A 17,573-nucleotide genomic window follows, 5' to 3' on the forward strand; every position below is an offset into this window, starting at 1 on the left:
GTATACGCTCTTCTAATTGAGCAATTGTATGTTGGAGTGATTTCTTTTGAGTAAACATGTATTTATTTCAACCGCCTTCGAAAGTTATATTTTCTCTATATTTGGATTTTAGCATCTTTTGTATTTTTTAAATATAGGAATTGTTAAATATTTAAGAATCTATTACATTTTATTCATAATTCTCTTTTTTTTGTCACGAAAAATAAACTGTATTTAATCGTTTTGTAAACAAACTGTAAAATAAATCATGTATAACTGTATAAGAAGGGAGTCGGATTATGAACTATTTTAAGCGAATCAGTAGTCTAGTATTAGCAGGAATTATCGGTCTTTCTAGTACAGTCGCTGTAAAAGCAGAGTCAAACGACGAGAAACTTAACAACATGCAACAGCAATTGCAACAAAACGATGCAGAAATGCAAAAGAAAGAGCAAGAGAAGCAAGCTGTTAGTAAAGAAATTAAAGGTATCGAAAACGAACTACATAATTTAAATAATACAATTGCAAAAAATAAAGAGGATCAAGCTGCTATTCAACGTAAAATCGATGAAACACATAAGCAGATTGAACAAAAAAAGGAAGAAATTGTCGTTTTAGAGGATAAAGTCCTTGCTCGTAAAGATATTATGAGAAAACGTATGGTTTCTGTTCAAAACAGCTCAAATACAAGTTTAGTAGTAGAAGTTGTAGTAGAGTCAAAAAACTTTGCAGACTTCTTACAACGTATGAACGCAGTTTCTACTATTCTAGAAGCTGATAAAGAAATTTTACGTCTACAAGAACAAGATCTTCGTCAAATTGAAGAAGATAAGAAAACAATTGACGAAAAAGAAGCATCTTTAGTAGTAGATAAACAAAAATTAGCAAAAGCACAAGCTGAACTGCAAGATAACTTGAAAAAACGTCAAGATAACTTACAAACAGTTCAAGCTAAATATAATGAGGTTGCAAGTCAACTTAATTTAGCAGCGGAAGAAAAAGCTAAAATTGAATCAAATATGAAGGCAGTACAAGAAACAATTGCTCGTGAACAAGAAGCAGCAAGAATTGCGGCGGAAGAGCGTGCAAAAGCAGAAGCGGCTGCAAAAGCAGAGCAAGAAGCTTTAGCGAAAGCACAAGCAGAAATTGCTGAAAAGCAAAAGCAAGAAAAAGCTAGTAAACCGGCTGAACCAGTTGCTAATAATAATTCGAAGGTAGAACCTGCAAAACCTGCACAACCTGAACCGTCTTCTAAGCCAACTGCTGGCGGGAAAGAACTTTATGTACATGCAACAGCTTATACAGCAGATCCAGGTGAAAATGGCTATGCACCAGGTCAACAAGTATATTCTGCATGGGGAGGCTATAATCTAACTGCAAACCCAGGAATGAAATTGATTGCGGTGGATCCATCTGTTATCCCATTAGGTTCTCGTGTATATGTTGAAGGATACGGAGAAGCAATTGCAGCAGATACTGGTGGCGCGATTAAAGGTCACAAAATTGATGTTTTAATGCCAGATAAAGCTTCGTCTAGTAAGTGGGGCAGAAAAAATGTTAAGCTTACAATTTTAAACTAAAACGTAATCCAACTTTACAATACGTAAAGTTGGATTTTTTTGTAAGAATAATGTTAAGTCGAGTTTACATTTTGTTAAGGATAGCATACAATAATGGTGAGAGGTGGTAAATTTGACCATTTTAAACAGAGTAAAAGAATTAAGAGCTCGTTTTAACTTTACACAAAGCGTATTAGCAGAAAAGGTTGGAGTAACGAGACAAACAATTGCAGCAATTGAAAAAGGGGATTACGTTCCTTCGTTGTTATTAGCACTTACGATTTGTGATGTGTTTCAGTTAAAGATGGAAGATGTGTTTGTTTTAAATAAGGAGGGGGAAGAGGATGAATAGAATTGTTTTTTCTTATATCATAAACGTGCTTTATACTGCTTTAGCATGCTGGACATTTGTTGAATTTTATAGTGTCATTACAGAGTTAGCAGATATAATTAAAAACGAGAAATTCCCATTTGAAGTATGGTTTAATGGAGTACCATTCATTTTATTATTTATTGGAGCAATTATAGTTACAATTTTTTATAGAATTCAAAAGAAAAAATATAAGAATTTATCTTTTTGGATGTATCCATTATTATTTCCACTAGAAGATGAACGTGAAAAAGCGATTACGGATAAAGCTTGCCGAACAACATTTGTATCGTTATGGTTTGTGTTACCTTGTGCAGTTGGATTTTTAACTTTTTCGCCTATTATTAATGAATATCTTCCTGGATACCCATTATATATTATATTTTCGATTTTCTTTATTCAAATGACAGTATTTCACGTATCACTATACAGAAATAAATTAGCTTAAAAAGAAACCTTCTTGCACCGGCAAGAAGGTTTCTTTTTAAGCTAATACTTGTACATATGGCGATATTATTTTATCATTTTATATAGAGTAAGATTTTGTAAGGGAAAGGAATTGTATATGAATAAGCAAAGAATTTATAGTATAGTAGCAATCCTTCTATTTGTTGTAGGTGGCGTGTTAATTGGAAAGCCATTTTATGATGGATATCAGGCTGAAAAGAAACAGACTGAAAATGTGCAGGCTGTTCAAAAGATGGATTATGAAAAGCATGAGACGGAATTTGTAGATGCTTCCAAAATTAATCAACCAGACTTGGCGGAAGTAGCGAATGCATCATTAGATAAGAAACAAGTAATCGGTCGTATTTCGATTCCAAGTGTTTCAGTAGAACTGCCTGTTTTGAAAGCTTCTACTGAAAAAAACTTATTATCAGGTGCAGCGACAGTAAAAGAGAATCAAGTTATGGGAAAAGGAAATTACGCACTAGCAGGACATAACATGTCTAAAAAAGGTGTTTTATTTAGTGATATAGCTTCTTTGAAAAGAGGCGATAAAATTTATTTGTATGACAATGAAAATGAATATGAGTATGCGGTTACTGGTGTATCTGAAGTAACTCCTGATAAGTGGGAAGTTGTAGAGGATCATGGGAAAGATGAGATAACGCTTATTACATGTGTATCTGTAAAGGATAATTCTAAGCGTTATGTTGTTGCTGGTGATTTAGTAGGAACGAAGGCGAAGAAGTAAAAAAGAAGGTGAACTCTTTAAAGAGTTCACCTTCTTTTTTACTAATGTTGAGAAATAATAGAATATTTTGATTGGTATTTAAGTATTCTTCTATTTATGTATAATAAAGTTAGAATTCTATATTTTGGGAGGAACAAGAGTGAGACAACAGGTGAAGAAACTTCTTTTAACAACGAGTATAGCGTTATTGGTAGCCCCAATTTCAGCTTATGCGCATCCAGGGCGTACAGATGCTAATGGCGGACATACGTGTCGTACAAATTGTGAGAAATGGGGATTACAGTACGGGGAATATCATTATCACAATAAACCAGCTTCTAGTAGTGGTGCAACGAGCCCAGCTCCTAGCCAGAATAATAATAGTGCTGTAGAAGCTGAGAGACAAGCAGAAGCCCAGCACAATACTGAGGTTGAAAAACAACGTGCTGCAGAAGCACAGCGTAAAGCTGAAGAAGAGAGACAACGTGTAGCCGAGGAACAAAGAAAAGCTGAAGAGGCACGTAAACAAGAGGAAGCGCAGCGCCAAGCTGATATTGAAAAAGGTCAACTTGAAGGTCAAAAGAATGGAGAAACTGATTTTAAAGCAGGAAAAAATGATGCAGAAGTGCATGTAGCTGGAAAATCTGATGCATATAAACAAGCGTTTAAAGCGACTTATGCAGCCGCATGGTCTTTAGAAGAGCAGAAGAAAACGCATTTTGAAAAAGGAAAAGAACAAGGTTTAGCGCAAGAGACGATGGACGATAGTCAAGTTGCTCCAGAGTTTAAGGTAAACTTTGCAGACGGGTTCAAAGTAGGGAATAAAGAAAGAGTAGAAAAAATTGAAAAAGAGCAAGCTGAATTAGGGGAAAAGACAGGGAAAGAATTAGCTGAAAAGAATCCTGGAAATAGAGAGAAAGAAGTATACGTGAAGGCATATGAAATAGCGTATGAAAAAGGCTATAAATCTACAAAAAAGGCAGTAGAAAAAGCTGGCTATAAGTATGCATTTGAAAACTATGATTTAAAAGTTCCTGCTAAGTATGAAAGAAATGAATTGTTAAAGAAATGGTTTACTGAAGGATTTAAATCGAATAAAAAAGCAGCGGAAATTCGAGAAGAAGGGTATAAAAAGGGAGACAGCTGGTTCTCATTCTTCTATAAGAGTTTCGTACCAAGTGAATATAAAGAACATAAAGAGCTGTACGAACAAGCAATCGAAAAAGGTAAAACAGCATAAAAAAAGATGAGGAGAAATTCCTCATCTTTTTTAATCCATCCATTTCACTAATTTCTTAGAAATTAATAATAAAACACAACCTAATACAATTGCCACAGCGCCAATAACTGTGAATACTTCAGCGTATCCAAGTGAAGTTGTGAAGCTTGCAAGTTGTCCGCCTAAAATGTTGGCGATACCTGAACTTGCTAGCCATACACCCATTAGTAAAGATGCTAATTTTACCGGAGCAAGCGCACTAACCATTGATAGTCCGACAGGTGATAAGAATAGCTCACCTAACGTATGGAAAAGATACGTAAAGACGATAAATAGTAAGTTTGCTTTTTCTGTAATGTTATGTTCATCACTACCTGTTTTTAATGTAGCGATAACGAGAATGATATAACCGATACCGAGCAAGATCATCCCAAGTCCCATTTTAGTTGGGATTTTTAAATCACCGCGCTTGCGAGTTGCAAGTTTTGCCCATAATGCAGAAATGACTGGAGCAAGCAAAATAATAAATAATGGATTGACCGATTGGAACCAAGATGTTGGAACTTCCCATCCGAACACAGAGCGGTCTACAAATTTGTTTGTATATAATGTTAATGAGCTACCAGCTTGTTCAAAGCCAGCCCAGAAGAAGACAACGAAGCATGTTAAAATGACGATAACTGCGGTACGTTGTTTTTCTTTTTTTGTTAATGGTGTATCTCCTACTGATGGTTGTCCAGCAGCTGTTTGTAAATCGCGAGTTGGTTTTTTACCGATATTACCAAGGAAGCGATTTGATAGTGTTGTAAATAAAATTTGTCCAATAATCATTCCGATTGAAGCGGCTAAGAAACCGTAACGGAATCCGTAATGTACAACGCCATCAACTGTTGTTTTGAATAAATTTTCTGATAAAAATCCGCAAACGAGTGGAGCTAAAAATGACCCGACGTTAATACCCATATAGAAAATGGTAAATGCACTATCACGTTTTGGATCGTTCTCTTCGTATAATTCCCCAACCAGTGTAGAGATGTTCGGTTTGAAGAATCCGTTACCGATAATAATAAGCGCTAATCCGAGGTATAGGCCTAATTGGTTTTGCAAGGCAAATAGTGTAAGGTTACCGATTGCCATTGTTATACCACCAATTGTGATCGCTTTTCGTCTACCTAGAAAACGATCTGTTAAGTATCCACCAATCATTGGTGTGAAATAACAGGCTCCAGTGTAAAATCCGTAAATAGAGAGTGCCCATGCGGGACTAAACCCAAGACCACCGCTTACTAAAGCTGTCGTTAAATATAATGTTAATAATCCTCGTAATCCATAGTAACTAAATCTTTCCCACATTTCTGTAAAGAAGAGTAAGTATAAACCTGGAGGATGTTTCTTTTTTCTTTGTTGTTCTCTTTCTAGTTGTATCGCTGATTCCATGTTATTTTCCTCCTGACACAAACAAAAACAAAGTTAATAATTTTGTACATTTAATATTTTACCTTATTAACTATTATAAGTCAATAAAGGTTGATTTTTCAGAAGAAATTGGAAAAAGGGAATAGCTATAGAAGGGGTGTTTCTTTTGTGATAGACTATGGACTATGTTTTCTTTGTAAGGAAGCGGGTTATTTTACTTTTTTTATATGTGGAATTGATTTCATAAGAGATGAAATTAAAGAAGGAGAAAGAAATGAAATTGTTACAGAAAAAAGAAATTTTACTTATTAGTCTTATGTTATTTTCGATGTTCTTTGGAGCAGGGAATCTTATATTCCCACCTTTTCTTGGATATGAAGCAGGAGAACATGTGTGGATTTCATTAGTAGGATTTATTATATCAGCAACAGGTCTTCCTATATTAGGTGTTATCTCTATTGCAAAAGCAGGAAGTTTTCAAACGTTAGCGTGTAGAGTTCATTCTTCATTTGCAATTATTTTTCCATGTATCGTGTACGTATTTATTGGACCTGGGCTTGGTATACCACGTGCGGGAAGTTTAGCCTTTGAAATGGGGCCAGGTCAGTTATTCCCTGAAGCAGGAAGCGGAGTATTATTGTTTTATACAGTTATTTTCTTTAGTATTGTTTACTGGTTAAGTTTATCACCATCTAAACTAATGGGGTTGTTTGGAAAAGTCTTGACGCCGTTATTATTATGTATGATTGCACTTATTTTTATAAAGAGTATGTTTACAACAGTAGGAGATATGAAAGAACCAATAGGGAACTATGGCCAAGCTCCTATGTTTCAAGGGTTTTTAGATGGATATTTAACAATGGATGCGTTAGCTGCTTTAATCTTTGGAATTGTTATTGCAAATGCATTACGTGCAAAGGGTATTGAAGATGATAAAGGTTTGGCGAAATATATGAGTATTGCTGGAATTGGGGCAGGACTATTATTATCTATTATTTATGTCATCCTTGGATATGTGGGGGCAATTAGTGGCTCATTAGGAACATTTGATAACGGTGCGAAAGTGTTAGCACAAGTTATGATTACATTATTTGGACAGGGCGGAGTCGTTTTATTAGGTCTTATTTTTACTATCGCTTGTTTATGTGTTTCAATTGGACTTGTTACGTCTTGTAGTCAATTTTTTGCGATTGCATTTCCGAAAGTATCTTATAAAGTGTGGGCATTTATAGTAAGCGTTGTTAGTATGATCTTAGCTAATTTAGGATTAACGCAAATTTTAAAAGTATCAGTACCAATTCTTGGATTTATTTATCCAATTGCATTAACGCTTATTATTCTAGGGTTATTCCATAAGTATATTGAGAGGTATGCATACGTATATGCAGTAACTGTTTGGGTTGTAGGGATATTTAGTGCAATTGATATTTTAAATAAAAATGTAATGATGAATCAGTGGACGTCAGTATTAAAATACATTCCATTTTATACAGAAGGTGTTGGGTGGATAGTTCCAGCTATTATAGGCGTGTGTGTTGGTGTCATCGTTAGCATTGTTCTAAATAAGAATAAATGAGTAAAAAGGTGTTTTCCTATTTTGGGAAGGCATCTTTCTTTTTTTGGAAAAAATACTATTGAAAATGAATAGACTAAGAGTATGATAAAGATAATTGGTAATATATAGGTTTAATGAGAGTTACGAATAAGGGGGTAGCGTATGAAGAAGGATTTGGATAAGAAAATAGAAGCACTCGAAACGGCAATTGAAACAATTCAAGAGGCACTTGCTGAATTAAAAGTGAAGCAAAGGGAAATAGAAGTAGAAAACGCTCAGCAACATGTTAGTAAGGAAAAGAAAGAATATATTGAAACGGTAATGGAGGAAAAGCCAAAAGAAGAAATAGTTACGATAAAAGAGCCTGTGCAAGAATATGAGGTAAAACAAGTAGATATATCTGTTTTTAAACCAGAGCCATTTAATATTATTAAGTTTTGTCAAACGTGGTTACCGCGTGTATTTGTCGGTATTATGTTGCTTGGAGTGATCTGGTTATTTAAAGCAGGAGTAGATGCTGGTTTATTAACACCAGCAATACGAATTATGTTTGGTATCGCATTATCTATCGGTTTGTATTATATAGGAGATATTCAAATTAAAAGAGAGCGGCAGGCGTTAGGATTAGTATTGGTTGGAGGAAGTATTTCGGGGATTGTTTTAACGACGTTTGCGGCACATTATTTGTATGCATTTATTCCGGCAAGTATCGCGTTTCTCTTTAATATTGCATGGGTTATTTTAGGGATTTATTTAGCGAAAAGATATAACTCGGAATACCTTACTATCTTCGTAGCGGTAGGAGCGTTCTTCGTGCCATTCTTGTTAAATAGTACGACTCCTAATCCTTATATTTTCTTTGGATACGAGACGATATTAACACTTAGTTTATTATGGTATGGATTGAAAAATCGTTATAAATACTTATATATGATTTCTTACGCTGTCGCGGCCATTGTTCTTTTTGTCTTCTTTGCTGTTATGTCAATATTAGTAGAGAACTTGCAAATACAGTTAACGATTGTATATGGTTTGATTCATTTACTATTATTTTGGCATATGTTTACGGAGAGAAGTTTTATACCAGAACCACGTTTGGCGATATTTAGTGCGAATGCAGTTTTCTTTATACTAGCTATTGCCAAAATACCTGATTTTACAACATGGGGATTGATTATTAGTGCAATTGTGCACGCTGCTATGTTTGTGCTTGAGTATAGGAAGAATAGACATTCTACATTTACAAATCTCTTATTTGGTTTCGCAATGGGAGCATTTAGTTTAGCGATTTTATACGAGTATAGTTTAGTGAATGCAGCGATTGTACTATTATTACAAGGTTTCCTCGGCATGGTCACTTCTATTAAAGCAAAACAACAGATAAAATTGTATGTTAGTGCGACGGTTTACGCAATTGGAATGATACAGACGATTTTTAGCCCGTTTGATGAATTTATTTCGGCAGGTTTTGTTGCTCATCTTATTTTAATAGGAACGTTCTATTATTGCATGAGACAAGCGAAAGAAGTGTTAGCGAGTATGGGTAAGTATGTGTACTCTATAGTGCTCTACTGGTTAATGGTCATTGTATTTATTACAATCACTAGAATTGGTGAAGTTCTTTCTACAGATGGAAGTATAATTAGCGTATCTGTATCGTTATTATGGATGATATATGCGTTATTTGCAGTTTGGTTTGGCCGTTATAGACAGATGAATGAAATATTATATGCTGGATTAATCGTATTAGTAGTAACGGTAGGGAAGTTATTCCTACTTGACTTACCAGAGGTATCGATGATGATTAGGGCAGTGTTATTCCTAATCGTCGGTAGTATAGGTATCGTTATTTCAAGAATGTTTTTCTCGAAGGAAGAGAAGTGAGAAGAAGGCAATCCATGTATGGATTGCCTTTTTCATTATTTCTTATTAATCGTTACAGTTTCATTATATTTCGTTGTTGTATTTTGGCGTAGACGAAGAGTTGCTTGTCCAGTTGTATTTGAATCAATCTGTACATTTACAACTTTCTCAGCAGAGCCTAAGCTGTTTGTTGTGAAAGAGAAGGCACTACTATATCCAAAAGCAGATGGCCAAGTGCCGTTTGTATTTTGAATTTTTGCTACTTGTGTTCCACCAGTAGTGAATATACCTAAAGAATAGTTGTTATAAGTTGTATTAGGTAGTAAGTTGTTTACTTGAATCTTCATTTGGAAAATTTCATTGTTTGGTAGAATGCTAGGATGTGTAACGACGTAGTCGCTTGTTGTTACCGCACCGTTATAACCGTATGAACCTGGTTTAAAAGTATTTGTATTAAACCATTGATAACCCGCATTTGGTGCACTCCAAGGTTCAGGTTGTGGTTCTGTTGATAAGCTTGGCTGTTCAAATGTTTGTAGAGCTGTAGGTGAATCAAGTTGTAAACCATTTACTTGATCTAAACTTGTAAATGTCTCTTTATTCGATAACCAATTTACGATGTTTTCTAATAAAATCGCATCGTTTTCTTCTTTATAACCATCGTAAGTTTTCTTTGTTTGGCCAGAATCTTCACGAACGTACTTTGGCGTAGCATCTTCAACAGGAGAAGAGTCACCAATAAAGGCAGCTTTTCCAAGTCCTACTTTTGCAATTGCAGCATATGGGCCTTCTGCAATACCACCGCCATTATAAACGCCACTATCAACAGCGTTATTCCATTTTGATGGATTTTCTGGAAGGTAAACAAGTCCTTTTGCTAGTTTTGGTTTTGTAATTGCTAGAGTAGAACCAGCATGCATTGCTACAGAAGAAACACCTTTTGTAATTCCGAAAGATTGTTCAGGCGATACAATTGTTTTCGCTGAAACATCACCAAGTGCATTGTAGCGGAAGCGAATACCGAAGTTGTCAGATAGCCAATCAGAGCTTTCTACTCCTTGCATAGCTTGTGAATTTGCTTCTTCATTAGACATTCCTTTTGCTGGATTATCCCAAGCACCGCGTCTATATCCATTAAATACTTCAGAAGAGTCCCAGCGATTTTTATTACGATCCGCATTGTAATGATCGGCAATAAAGAAGATACTACCGCCATTTTTTACATATTGTAACATAGCGTCCTGCTCAGATTTTTTGTAAGGAATATTAGCTTCTGGAACGATAAATACATTGTAACCTTTTAAGTCTTCGTACGTAATAGGTGTTGATTTACGAAGTTCTTTTACGTGATAACCGTTTTTTGCAATGCCATTTCCGAAGTCAGAAAAGCCGCCGTCAATAACCCAGTCAGCTGTCCCAGCAGTTTGACCGTGTGTATTATCGAATAATACTTTCTTCCCATTGTTTTGATTTACAACTTTTGCAGCAATTTCAGGAGCTGGGTCTACAGAGCTTTCGGCATAAGTAGACGGTATGAACGAGGTCCCTATACTTAGTGTAATTGCTGTTGCTAAAGAAAATGTAATCCATTTTTTATTCTTCATAGAAGAATCCCCCTAATAATAAATATATGTGCTTTAATAATGTAATTTATTTTTCTGTAAAAATAAAGACGGAAAACATAAAAAATATTAAAAGATTGTAAAAATACCGTGAATTTTGTTGAGAAATATTTATATAGATATAAAAGCACCCCTTCCAAGTAATAAGGAAGGGATGCTTTGCTTAACTAATTTTTGAGTTAGGTGTTTCATCAATCTTATGAAACCCTTTCATGTAATATACGATTGCTAAGCCGATAAGCCAAATTGGGCCGACAATCAATGCAATTCGTGTATCTTCTGAATACGCCATTATACCTAGTACTAATACAAGGAAAACGAGTGAGAAATATGAGCTTAATGGGTATAAAGGCATTTTATACGATAACTTTTGTTTATTTTGAGTAGGTAAGCTTTTACGGAATTTAATTTGAGCAACTAATATAATGCCCCAAGTCCAAATTGCGCCGAAAGTTGAAATGCTAGTAAGCCATGTAAATACCTTTGCAGGTACGAGATAGTTTAATATAACACCAATGAGTAAAACGATAGCAGTTGCTACAATTCCTTGGCTTGGAATGCCATTTTTATTTAAACGACCAAATCTTTCAGGAGCTTTTTTCTGCTGAGCTAATGTAAATAGCATACGGCCTGTACTAAATAAACCACCGTTACAAGAAGAAAGAGCTGCTGTTAATACGACAAAGTTAATAATACCTGCTGCTTTTGCGATACCAATTTGCTGGAATGTTAATACGAATGGGCTTCCTTTCTCACCAAGTTCGTTCCATGGATAAATTGCCATCATAACGAATAGAGCTCCTACGTAGAACAGTAATATTCTCCAAAACACGTTATCAATTGCTTTTGCGAGTGTTTTCTTCGGATTTTGAGCTTCACCAGCTGTAACACCGATTAATTCAACGCCTAAATAAGCGAATAGTACCATCTGCATGGAGAGTAGTAATCCAGAAAAACCATTTGGGAACCAGCCACCATGTGACCAAAGATTTGAAATACCAGTAGCGATACCACCGTTTCCGAATCCGAATAAAATAATACCAGCGCCGACAACTATCATACAGATAATTGCGACAATTTTAATGAGAGCAAACCAAAACTCAAGTTCTCCAAATACTTTTACCGATAAGAAGTTAAAAGCGCTCATTAACAATAGAGCAAGTAACGCCCAAGTCCAGCGCGGGATATCTGGAAACCAGTACTGCATGTAAATGCCAGCTGCTGTAATTTCAGCCATACAAGTAACAACCCATAAGAACCAGTAATTCCAGCCAGTAATATAACCAGCGAGTGGGCCGATATAATCATATGCATATTTACTAAAAGAACCGGCAACAGGTTGTTCAATTGCCATTTCCCCGAGAGCTCGCATGATGAAAAAAATAACGAGTCCGGCAATCATATAGCCTAGTAAAATAGAAGGACCGGCTAGTTTAATAGCGGAAGCAGATCCTAAAAATAGCCCAACGCCAATAGCTGAGCCAAGTGACATTAAAGTAATATGTCGTTCTTTTAAACCACGATTTAAAGTTCCAGATTTGTTTGTGTGCTGCATAAGAAGAATCCCCCTTGTAGAGTGAACAATATTTGAATGCGTTTACTAAATATTTAACTATTTCAAATTATAAAACATTTCTATCTGTTATGCTACAAAAATAATCATAATGAACTGTACTACATCTGTACTTGTCAGACTTAAACTTAAAATTCGAACTATTAGGGAATATATTGACTCTTCTTTTTATTGATTGTTAAGATTAAGTATTATATTTTCTCACATACTAGTAAGAAAAGAATGTGTGATAATAATTCAGGTGTAGGAAGGGTACATAAGCATGTTTCAATTACAAAAATATAACACTTCTGTGAAGCAAGAGTTTTTAGCTGGCATCACAACTTTTTTTACATTTGCGTATATTCTTGTCATCAATCCAAAAATATTATCTGATGCAGGTGTACCATTTGACCAAGCGTTTACAGCAACAATTATTGCAACCGTTGTTGGAACAGTAGGTATGGCGATTTTCGCGAATTACCCGATTGTTATTGCTCCAGCTATGGGAATGAATGCATATTTTGCTTATTCTGTTGTACAGAAGGCAGAAGGGATTACATATGTAGTTGCCTTTTCAGCTGTATTTGTAACGGGGATTATTTTTCTTTTATTATCTTTTACTTCGTTTAGGCAAAAGTTAATTTTAGCAATTCCTGATAGTTTAAAGCATGCAATTGCAGGTGGAATTGGACTATTTATTGCTTTTATTGGATTGCGCCTTTCTGGAATTATCGTGGATCATCCTTCTAATTTAGTTACGATTGGTGATTTTCATTCTCCAGCTGTTATTTTAACTTTAATTGGTTTAATATTAGCGGCGGTATTAATGGCATTACGTGTGAGTGGTGCATTATTTATTAGTATGATTGTGACAGGAGTTATCGCCTTCTTTACAGGGCAATTGAAGTTTGCTGATAAAATTGTGGCGATGCCTCATTTGCCAGAGGGTATTATCGTTTCAAACCCAATCAATGCATTTTCAGATGTAATTGAATACGGATTATATGGTGTTGTATTTTCATTTTTACTTGTACTTTTATTCGATACAACAGGTGCATTACTTGGTTTAATTAAACAAGCAGGTTTAATTACAGACAATACAGAGAAGCGTTTTGGTAAAGCGTTTATTGCAGATGCAATTGGCGGGACTACAGGTTCTATCTTTGGAACAAGCCCAACAGCAGCGACGATTGAATCGTCAGCAGGTATTGCTGCAGGTGGGAAAACTGGATTAACAGGGATTGTAGTTGTTGGTCTAACAATTATAACGGCATTTTTCAGTCCTGTTATTGCTTCTTTATCAAGTGTAGCCGCTATTACAGCTCCTTCATTAATTATAGTAGGTAGTTTAATGGCACAAAGCATTCGAGATATTAATTGGAATGAATTTGAAGATGCGTTACCAGCATTTTTGATTTTTATAGGTATTCCGTTAACGTCTAGTATTGCAAATGGAATTGCAATTGGATTTTTAGTATATCCAGTTTTGAAAATTGTGAAGGGTAAAGGAAAGGAAGTACATCCATTACTATACTTATTTACAATTTTATTTGGATGTCATTTATTCTTATAATATAGATATAGGAGAGTGAGCTTCTTATGAGAGGCTCCTTTTTTGTGTATAATAAAGTAAAACTATAGGCAGTAGTGGGGATTTATCCCCACTGTGTATTAGCCCGCATCAGTCGGGATAATGGGGAAATTAAATTAATTTAGTAAAATATAAATTACATAATGGAATATATACATTACAATAAAGGTGGAGGAGGAACATGAATGGCTGTAAGTAAAATAAAAGTCGCGCGTGTTCAGTTAGATTTAACACAGCAACAATTAGCAGAAAAAGTAGGCGTTACAAGGCAAACGATTAGTTTAATTGAGAAGGGGAAATACAACCCATCTTTAGATTTATGTTTGAAAATTTGTTATGCGGTAGATAAAACATTGAATGATTTGTTTTGGGAGGAAAAGGAGTGATAGGGTGAAAATCGTGAAAGATGAACGTTTAATGATTGAAGGGTTAAAACATATTAGATTGGCTTTCATCTTACAAAATATCGTCATACTAGCTATCATCTTTTACCGCTATGTCTTGCAAGAGGCAGGATATGAAAGTGTTTCGGATTTATTAATGATATTTATTGGCGGTATCGTAGTTATTAACTTCTTAAATTTAAAACATTCTGTAAAGGTATATGAGCACACAGGCGGAGTGTCACGTAGATATTTCATGAAATTATTATTAATTCCAGTAGGTATTATTATGGGGATATTAGCTGTTTGTATCATTGTAACACCAGATATCTCGATAAAAGAAATAAGTATAACAGCACTTATTATTTTTGCTTGTTTTTTAGTTCCTAGTTTGTTTATATACATATATATGAAAAAACAAAAAGAGAAGATTGAAATATAAGAAAGGCTTTCCCGTATTGAGGAAAGCTTTTCTTATATCTTTTTATACAGTACGTTATGAAGGCCAATTGGTTCAATTTCAAAAATTTCACCATGCTCCTGAAAGCCTAATCGCTTGTAATAGTCAGTTACAGTAATTCGGCCATTACACCATAGGATGTTTGCTTTCCGTTCTTTTAAAATTTGTTCTGCCTTCTGAATTAAGGAGCTTCCAGCTCTTTTGTTCCGAAAGTTAGGTAATGTTGCCATTCCTCGTAGTCTATAATGGATACTTTTTTGCAAATCAGGATATATTTCTTTTGAGAAGGAAGCGATGCTAATCAACTCATCGTTTATAAAGGCACCTAAGTGGAATGTGTCTTTTTCGTAATCAGAAGAGTATTTACAGTCTCCTAGGGACTGATTGGGACGCAACACCGCTTGGCGTAATAAGTGTGTCTCGGATGCATCAATATACTGCACAGTAATCATGTTATCATCCTTTCTTATAAACCTTTTTCTATAAGTTGTATAAAGAAGTATGCAGGTGCAGCGAGAAGGCCGAGTATACTAGCGGTTCCGAGAAGGAGTGAAAGAAAAAGGAATGAGTATTTAACTCCATTTGATTTTTTCCAACCATAGCTGCAAATTTCAATGCTAACACCGATGAGAATAATGGCGACGAGTACTTCCGCTAATAATAAGAGAGCTAAAGTTACAATAGACATAATGTAATCCATCCTCATAATATGTGATAGTAACATTTTACCATATGAAATTAAAAAAATGCCCCTCAATTATGTGAGGGGCATTTTTTTACTCTAATATGTTTTTTAGTGTATCGATATGCTCTTTTGAACCTGTTACAAGTAATGTATCGCCGTGTTGTAGTCTTGTATCACCATGTGGTATTAATGCTTTATTACCGCGGTAGATTTGAATGACAAGTACATCACCTAAAAACGGAAGGCGGCGAAGCGCAATGCCGTTATATTTATTGCTGCGTAGTTCAACTTCGCGTACTGTTTCGTTTGCTGTTGTAATTAAGCGAACGAGACTAGGTTTATCAATAAGTGCACGTAATAAAATACGTGTAGAGTTAATTGTTGAGAATACAGCGATATGTTCTTGCGTTGCTTTTTCTTGTAGAAGTGGATCTTCTACACTTGCAATAACATGTTCAACACCTAGCTCTTTTGCATGTTCTGCTAATAATAAGTTTTGTTCATCATCGCTTGTTGCAACAACGACGCGATCTGCATCAAATGCTGTTTGTTCAGTTAATGATGCGATTGTGATGTCATCTAATTTCACGATAGGGAAGTCATGCGATTTCGCTTCCTCATCATTTATTTTGTTTTGACGCATCATATATAGCGTTACGTCATAATCTTCTCGTTTTAAATCTAGTGATAACGGAAGGGTAATTCTGCTCGCGCCAATAATAGCTACTTTTGGTTTTGGTGTTTCTACTTTTGGGAACATTTTTTTAAACAATATAGGTGCAAAAATACAAGTAATAACTGCGCTTAAAATAAGAGAGGCAGATAAACTTGGACTGATGATCCCTAGTTTTTCACCAATTTGTGCAGCTGCGATAACTAAAGAAAGTGTCGATGTTAATAAGATTGCACTTCCAAGTACGATATTACGTGGATACCATTTTCGTAAGACGAGTGATGGTAAGAGTTTTGAAATAAAGAGTCCTACAATTAAGATTGGGATCATTAGCATGCTAGAAGGCTCTTTAAAAATAGACCATACCTCTAGATTTACACCAACCATTACGAAGAAAATAGGGATGAAGAAACCATAGCCGATGGAATCAAGTTTTTCCACCATATCTTCATTGGGTGATAATAACGATACAAGTACACCTGCTAAGAAGGCGCCTAAAATATTTTCTGCTCCAACAGATTCCGATAACCCAACTAAGATTAAAATGAGTGCAAAAACAGCCCGTGTATCAATTTGTACACTACCAGCTTTTAAACTATCTAAGTATGGAATGTTTTTAAAGCGTTTTGCAATAAAGTAAATGACAATACCGGCACCGAATAGAAGAAGTAAGAGCCACATACTTTGGCCGCTTTCGGAATTTAATCCGACGAAAACAGCGAGTAAAATCATTGTAACTAAGTCTGCAATAACAGCAACTAATAAAATGATTTGTCCGATGGCAGTTTTTCCTAGGTTGTTCTCTTTTAGTGTTGGTACAACAACACCTAAAGAAATAGTTGAAATAATTAAAGTCATGAACATTGCATTATCTACAAATCCTAGCCATACGAATAGTAATGATAGGGCATAAGATAAGATGAAAATAAATAAGAAGATAATGCTTGCTGCTTGAAATGTATTTGGTTCGTTTGTCGTATTTTTTTTCCCTTTTTGTTTAAAGATAGAAAAATCAATTTCTAAACCGCTTAAGAACATGAGGAAGATAAATCCTAATGTTGATAAAACTTGAAGCCACATATCTGGCTCAATAATATTAAACCCACTTTTACCTACAAAGATTCCTGCAATAATTTCTGCAACGACAACAGGAAGTGCTTTTAATTTAAAGCGTTGTAACAAAAGGGGAACGAAAAACGCGATTGCAACGACAACCATAAGTGATAGAACAGAAGTATGATGTTCCATTGCGTTCTCTCCCTTCAAATAAATATAGTACCTATTTAGCCATATAATAGGTAGAAAAGCAACGCATATGGATTCGATTTCATAAAGAAAGACTTTTCTTAACATTTGTCATAATAAGTATATTCTTCATGATTCTGCTGTTAATTCCGTAATGTGGATGTAATGGGGGAGGAGAATAAAAAAAGACTGCTGAGATTCCTCAGCAGTCTTTTTCATGT

At 35.1% G+C, this 17,573-nt stretch carries 16 protein-coding genes; 10 read left to right on the top strand and 6 right to left on the bottom strand.

Translation table 11 applies throughout. The features are described from left to right. The first annotated feature begins 278 nt into the window (after positions 1 to 278). From AC1Q8L_RS26605 to AC1Q8L_RS26625, 5 genes are all read left to right on the top strand, one after another. On the top strand, positions 279 to 1,559 hold the full coding sequence (locus AC1Q8L_RS26605) for a 3D domain-containing protein (protein WP_001105810.1): 1,281 nt from the start codon (positions 279 to 281) through the stop codon (positions 1,557 to 1,559). A gap of 112 nt (positions 1,560 to 1,671) precedes the next feature. Beyond that, positions 1,672 to 1,890, top strand: a complete 219-nt coding sequence (locus AC1Q8L_RS26610) for a helix-turn-helix transcriptional regulator (RefSeq protein WP_000154019.1) — start codon at positions 1,672 to 1,674, stop codon at positions 1,888 to 1,890. Continuing rightward, positions 1,883 to 2,356 carry a DUF2178 domain-containing protein gene (locus tag AC1Q8L_RS26615; protein WP_001080041.1) on the top strand — a complete coding sequence of 158 codons (474 nt, stop codon included), beginning with the start codon at positions 1,883 to 1,885 and terminating at the stop codon, positions 2,354 to 2,356. The genes AC1Q8L_RS26610 and AC1Q8L_RS26615 overlap by 8 nt, the downstream gene beginning before the upstream one ends. Positions 2,357 to 2,473: 117 nt before the next feature. Next, positions 2,474 to 3,106 carry a class A sortase gene (locus AC1Q8L_RS26620; protein WP_001041728.1) on the top strand — a complete coding sequence of 211 codons (633 nt, stop codon included), beginning with the start codon at positions 2,474 to 2,476 and terminating at the stop codon, positions 3,104 to 3,106. 139 nt (positions 3,107 to 3,245) lie between these two features. Beyond that, complete coding sequence (locus AC1Q8L_RS26625) at positions 3,246 to 4,325, top strand: YHYH domain-containing protein (protein ID WP_001249804.1); 1,080 nt, start codon at positions 3,246 to 3,248, stop codon at positions 4,323 to 4,325. 30 nt (positions 4,326 to 4,355) lie between these two features. Here the strand turns inward: AC1Q8L_RS26625 and AC1Q8L_RS26630 are convergent, their stop codons facing one another. Next, positions 4,356 to 5,741 (bottom strand): peptide MFS transporter, encoded by a 1,386-nt coding sequence (locus AC1Q8L_RS26630; protein WP_000443144.1) that lies wholly within the window; start codon positions 5,739 to 5,741, stop codon positions 4,356 to 4,358. Positions 5,742 to 5,994: 253 nt separating this feature from the next. Between AC1Q8L_RS26630 and brnQ1 the strand changes: the two genes are divergently transcribed. Then, the gene (gene brnQ1, locus AC1Q8L_RS26635; RefSeq protein WP_000771685.1) at positions 5,995 to 7,296 is read left to right on the top strand and encodes a branched-chain amino acid transport system II carrier protein BrnQ1; all 1,302 of its coding nucleotides are present in this window, start codon (positions 5,995 to 5,997) and stop codon (positions 7,294 to 7,296) included. Between the two features lie 141 nt (positions 7,297 to 7,437). Then, complete coding sequence (locus tag AC1Q8L_RS26640; protein ID WP_000710914.1) at positions 7,438 to 9,159, top strand: DUF2339 domain-containing protein; 1,722 nt, start codon at positions 7,438 to 7,440, stop codon at positions 9,157 to 9,159. Positions 9,160 to 9,194: 35 nt separating this feature from the next. Here the strand turns inward: AC1Q8L_RS26640 and AC1Q8L_RS26645 are convergent, their stop codons facing one another. Together AC1Q8L_RS26645 and AC1Q8L_RS26650 are read right to left on the bottom strand one after the other, a co-directional pair. Continuing rightward, a complete protein-coding gene (locus AC1Q8L_RS26645; RefSeq protein ID WP_098312145.1) occupies positions 9,195 to 10,742 on the bottom strand; it encodes a DNA-binding protein in 1,548 nt (515 codons plus the stop codon). Positions 10,743 to 10,923: 181 nt separating this feature from the next. Next, complete coding sequence (locus AC1Q8L_RS26650; protein WP_098312144.1) at positions 10,924 to 12,315, bottom strand: amino acid permease; 1,392 nt, start codon at positions 12,313 to 12,315, stop codon at positions 10,924 to 10,926. A 280-nt stretch (positions 12,316 to 12,595) separates the two neighbouring features. Here AC1Q8L_RS26650 and AC1Q8L_RS26655 point away from each other — a divergent pair, with 280 nt between their 5' ends. From AC1Q8L_RS26655 to AC1Q8L_RS26665, 3 genes are all read left to right on the top strand, one after another. Then, complete coding sequence (locus AC1Q8L_RS26655; RefSeq protein ID WP_000487188.1) at positions 12,596 to 13,888, top strand: NCS2 family permease; 1,293 nt, start codon at positions 12,596 to 12,598, stop codon at positions 13,886 to 13,888. A 203-nt stretch (positions 13,889 to 14,091) separates the two neighbouring features. Further along, a complete protein-coding gene (locus tag AC1Q8L_RS26660) occupies positions 14,092 to 14,292 on the top strand; it encodes a helix-turn-helix transcriptional regulator (RefSeq protein WP_000301182.1) in 201 nt (66 codons plus the stop codon). A 4-nt stretch (positions 14,293 to 14,296) separates the two neighbouring features. After that, on the top strand, positions 14,297 to 14,731 hold the full coding sequence (locus AC1Q8L_RS26665) for a hypothetical protein (protein ID WP_000706626.1): 435 nt from the start codon (positions 14,297 to 14,299) through the stop codon (positions 14,729 to 14,731). 32 nt (positions 14,732 to 14,763) lie between these two features. Here AC1Q8L_RS26665 and AC1Q8L_RS26670 read toward each other — a convergent pair whose 3' ends face one another. The 3 genes from AC1Q8L_RS26670 to AC1Q8L_RS26680 are packed head-to-tail and all read right to left on the bottom strand — an operon-like array spanning position 14,764 to position 17,355. Then, positions 14,764 to 15,201 (bottom strand): GNAT family N-acetyltransferase, encoded by a 438-nt coding sequence (locus AC1Q8L_RS26670; protein ID WP_086387525.1) that lies wholly within the window; start codon positions 15,199 to 15,201, stop codon positions 14,764 to 14,766. A gap of 14 nt (positions 15,202 to 15,215) precedes the next feature. After that, a complete protein-coding gene (locus tag AC1Q8L_RS26675) occupies positions 15,216 to 15,473 on the bottom strand; it encodes a DUF4022 family protein (protein ID WP_071714271.1) in 258 nt (85 codons plus the stop codon). 52 nt (positions 15,474 to 15,525) lie between these two features. Further along, on the bottom strand, positions 15,526 to 17,355 hold the full coding sequence (locus AC1Q8L_RS26680) for a monovalent cation:proton antiporter family protein (protein WP_000399979.1): 1,830 nt from the start codon (positions 17,353 to 17,355) through the stop codon (positions 15,526 to 15,528). Between the last annotated feature and the right edge of the window lie 218 nt (positions 17,356 to 17,573).

The organism is Bacillus sp. GW823-FHT06A11, assembly GCF_058795355.1.